This is a genomic window from Pseudomonas putida (assembly GCF_028682635.1).
In the GTDB taxonomy this organism is placed as follows: Bacteria; Pseudomonadota; Gammaproteobacteria; order Pseudomonadales; family Pseudomonadaceae; genus Aquipseudomonas; species Aquipseudomonas putida_AE.
Genome location: NZ_JANHLK010000060.1, coordinates 1 through 3,724 on the forward strand (window position 1 = coordinate 1; position 3,724 = coordinate 3,724).

Genomic DNA, 3,724 nt, shown 5'->3' on the forward strand with positions numbered 1-3,724 from the left:
TTTTACTGCCACTTATGAGTCGCGTAGCAGTGCTGCGCCCCAGACCACAAGGGCTGCGGCGCAACCGAACCCACCTCTCGCCGGCAATCCGGCAGCGCCACGTCAATCCGGATCGCCCCTTCAAGTCATCCGGCTCCAACCGCATTCAACAGAGCAGATCTGCCGGACGCCGGCTTCTACGTTGTCCCCAACAGCATGACCCGCGAACAACTGGAGGCCACGCTTTTCCCCTCGCGCCAACACGACACCCTGAGCAAGTTCCAGGCGCTCAACCCTGGTCGAAGCGATCTCAAAGCCGGTTCGATGATCGTGCTGAGCGATCCGAACAACAGTTCCTGCACCTATCAGGAAGCCCAGCTGATGCAGGCCGCACAACAGGTCAAGGCAGCGCTCGACCCCCTGACGCCCGAAGAAGCGGAGTTCATGTTTCGCCACGGTGCCGAAATCGCCAGTTTTACCGGCGATACTTCGATCGTTCTCGGCGTCAGCGCGGCGGTAATGGAGAAGCACCTGATTCGACTACGCGACACCCTCCAGGACATAGAACGCCTTCATCAGGAAACCTATCGCCAGCATGGCAACCTGAGATCGAAGCGGTTTGTTGCCGAGCGTAAGCGCCTGCTCGCTCAGCTGGATGCCCACCTGCTGAATTCCTCCCGCCTGCGCGGCCAGACGACCTTGGGCGATCATCCGAAATTGAAGACTGCACTTGGCATTTCCAGTCGTAGCCTGGTGCATCACTGGGACAAAGCTGGGGCGCCGGGGCAGATACCGGGTTATGCCACCCATGTGAATGCGATCAGTCGGGCTGCCAAGTACATGAGCACCGGTGGTTACATTGGCATTGGTATTGGCGGGGTTTCTTCGCTACTGGCTATTCAGGAGGTTTGTGTTGGGGATTCTGGAGCTGCATGCGAGAGGGTTAAGTTTACTGAAGGGGGGAAATTTGTCGGGTCCACCGGTGGTGGCATTCTTGGCGCACGGATAGGCCTAGCTAGCAGTGGTCCGATCTGCTTGGTACTTGGAGCTACTACAGGTATTGGAGGGGTTGTCTGCGTCGCCACATTGGTAGGAGTTGGGGCTTGGGCGGGTACAACCGATGGTGGTGAAATTGGGGAAGTATTCGGCGAAGTACTGTATGAGACCATGCAGCCATGATGAGCAGTTGGCCTGCCTGGGCGGTCCTGATTATCACTGGCGGGCCAATACTGCTGGGATTTATAAGTTTTGCGTACGGCCTATACTTGGGGCGTCACCTGGATGCCATGATGGCGGCGTTGAAAAACAGTCGCTGTATCAATATTTGGGGGGCAGGACTGCGGAATCATGGTTGGTTTGGGTGCTTTGTCTTGGTAACAAAAATTACTGGAGTGGTATTGATGCCAAAAACGTCAATCCGCATCGGTGAACTAGACCCGGTCGATATTGAAAACTTCCCTCCATATCTCAAACGACTTCTGCAGCTTGATGCGGTGATACTGGTTGGTGGTGCAATTTGGTTGGTGATTGCATGCTTACTGGTAAAATATAAGTAGCTTTAGGGATATGCCAGTCTCTACAGCAATAGGTGGTGTTGTCTGTGGAATGTTGGGGGGATTGGGGGGCGAAGTCGTGTACCAAATTACGTAATGACTACTGCAGAAATGGTTGTTGGCAGCTTGTGCGGCATTCCACTCACCAGTCTAATTATCGGTGATGTATGGACACTGTACGTTGGCTATACGAAATGTGAGTTGTTGTTGGAGTGTTTCCAGAATAGCTCTTCAAGCTTTACTAATATCGTACGTATGCATACAGGTTCTTGGGGCAGGCTTCAGTTGGTGGGCAGCGCTTGTGGAGTTCTTATATTGCCCAGTTTTTACATAAAGCACGGCATCCTTAGTGCTGACGATTTTGAAAATTTCCCTCGCCCACTCAAAAGGAAACTCATAGCGTTGCAATGGAGTACTTTCGGGTCATTCGCATCGTTGGAATTGCTAATCACATTGTTAAAGTCAGGAGTCCTAATTAGCTGTAAAAAATTGTGGCAAAACGTAAAAAAACAATTTGAAACAGGTGCAATTAAAAGGGGCGGGAGACCTTGGTCGATCATCCAAAACTGAAGACGGCCCTTGGCATTTCCAGTCGTAGCCTGGTGCATCACTGGGACAAAGTTGGGGCGCCGGGGCAAATGCCGGGTCATGCCACCCATCTTGAAGGTGTGGCAAAGGCTTCTAAATACGTCAAATACGGCGGTTGGCTGGGTACTGCCATTGGGGAGGAGCATCTGCCATGAAGGTGCAGGATGTGTGTACGGCGGGAAATACCGAAGCTTGCGAGCGTGTTAGATTCACCGAGGCGGGTAGCTTTGCTGGCGGAATCATAGGCGGTGCCGCCGTAGGTGCAAGGTTGTCAGTTGAGACAACCGGCAGGCTCTGTATTGCACTCGGGACAACTAATGGTGGTTTGGCGACCGGGATATGCTCCGCGGTATCGGTAGCAACAGGGGCCTTGGTTGGGGGAGCAATAGGCAGTGGGATTGGCGAGTGGATTGGTGACCTTATCTATGAAGCAACTAGATGAGTAAAGCATCGATGATATTCGGTGCTCTCGGTGGCGTAATCCTCCTACTGATCTTCGTCTGGCTCGTAGTAGCACTTCATATGGCCTATACCAAGATGGATGTACTCCTTGGGCACCTGAAAAACAGCCCGGCAATTACCGTTCTGGCCTTCTGGCGACACGCAGGGCCATCGGGGCGGTTGAGGATGATCGGCAATATTGCCCATTACGTCTCGTCACCACGTAGAGGTATCGAAAACGGTACCATCAGTGCTGAAGACATAGAGAATCTTCCAGCGCCAATCAAGTGCAAGCTGGTTATTTTGTGGCGGAGCCTAACATTCCTTTTGGGAGCATTATTCTTGGTGTGGTGCATTGGAAAAATTTTTGGCCTTAGGTAATAACATCTAGAAAGCCTGGCCTCTCAACCGGTGTTTTGGCGCCCGGTCGCCCTGACGAACGGTGATGACCTGAATGCGGCAGATTTTCTGGCAAGAATGAGTTTTACTTCGTCAATGATCCCCCGTAAGGGTGATGCTCATGTCCATCCTCGAAAGCGACTGGAAGAAGTTCAAGGAACTGCGCAAGGTTGCGCTCGATCGTTTCTGCCAAGGTGTGTTGGCCGATGCCAGGACCATCACTGAACATGGTGCGCTTTCGGCTCAAGCCAGGTATGGGATGCTTTATCGGCTGATGCGCGACCGGGATAAAGACATCGTCCGCACTTTCGATCACTACAGTCGCTCAAGGGCAACTATGGCTTTGAGAATGATGGTCAAGCACGACTTGCTAACCGATGCAGAGCTGTCGGTCCTCAGTGAAGCGGCGCGGGAGGAGATTGCTGACGCTGTTCGCCAGCCCTAGGAGATTGAATGGGCTGATGAGATCATGCGGCTGTAACCCGAAAGCCGTCCCCGGCCCAAATACTAAAACGCCCCGAAAAACTCGAGGCCAATCTCATATCCCAGCCACCCCCCTGTGGGAGCCAGCCTGCTGGCGATAGCGCCAGCCGAGCCTACATCAATGCTGAATCGCTACCACCCTCGCAAGCCACGCACACCCAACAGGCCTCAGATGTTTATTTTTTGATTTTTTTACGAACCAAGCATGAATTCGTATTTGTCCTATCTCCATTTTCGTCGGCTTTTTCTGCATGGCTTGTGGGATCTTTCCTGATTTTCTA

Annotated in this window: 4 protein-coding genes and 1 pseudogene; all 5 read left to right on the top strand. The window is 52.7% G+C overall.

All coding sequences use genetic code 11. The features are described 5' to 3' along the window. Window positions 1-195 precede the first annotated feature (195 nt). The 5 genes and pseudogenes from NPS56_RS30780 to NPS56_RS30795 all read left to right on the top strand — a co-directional run bounded on the left by NPS56_RS30780 (window position 196) and on the right by NPS56_RS30795 (window position 3,405). Window positions 196-1,158, top strand: coding sequence for a hypothetical protein (locus NPS56_RS30780; RefSeq protein WP_274078142.1), 963 nt, complete (start codon window positions 196-198; stop codon window positions 1,156-1,158). Further along, window positions 1,155-1,535 carry a hypothetical protein gene (locus NPS56_RS30785; RefSeq protein ID WP_274078143.1) on the top strand — a complete coding sequence of 127 codons (381 nt, stop codon included), beginning with the start codon at window positions 1,155-1,157 and terminating at the stop codon, window positions 1,533-1,535. Before NPS56_RS30780 ends, NPS56_RS30785 begins: the two co-directional genes overlap by 4 nt. Window positions 1,536-2,086: 551 nt before the next feature. Further along, a pseudogene (locus NPS56_RS31495) lies at window positions 2,087-2,562 on the top strand (PAAR domain-containing protein); the annotation flags it as partial. Further along, entirely contained in the window at window positions 2,559-2,942 is a 384-nt protein-coding gene (locus tag NPS56_RS30790; protein ID WP_274078144.1) for a hypothetical protein, read from the top strand. The pseudogene NPS56_RS31495 and the gene NPS56_RS30790, both read left to right, overlap by 4 nt. Before the next feature lie 139 nt (window positions 2,943-3,081). Beyond that, entirely contained in the window at window positions 3,082-3,405 is a 324-nt protein-coding gene (locus NPS56_RS30795) for a hypothetical protein (RefSeq protein ID WP_274078145.1), read from the top strand. Window positions 3,406-3,724 lie beyond the last annotated feature (319 nt).

Coding starts and splice junctions, on each gene's coding strand:
- NPS56_RS30780 (WP_274078142.1), top strand. CDS start 196: ATGACCCGCGAACAACTGGAGGCCACGCTTTTCCCCTCGCGCCAACAC.
- NPS56_RS30785 (WP_274078143.1), top strand. CDS start 1,155: ATGATGAGCAGTTGGCCTGCCTGGGCGGTCCTGATTATCACTGGCGGG.
- NPS56_RS30790 (WP_274078144.1), top strand. CDS start 2,559: ATGAGTAAAGCATCGATGATATTCGGTGCTCTCGGTGGCGTAATCCTC.
- NPS56_RS30795 (WP_274078145.1), top strand. CDS start 3,082: ATGTCCATCCTCGAAAGCGACTGGAAGAAGTTCAAGGAACTGCGCAAG.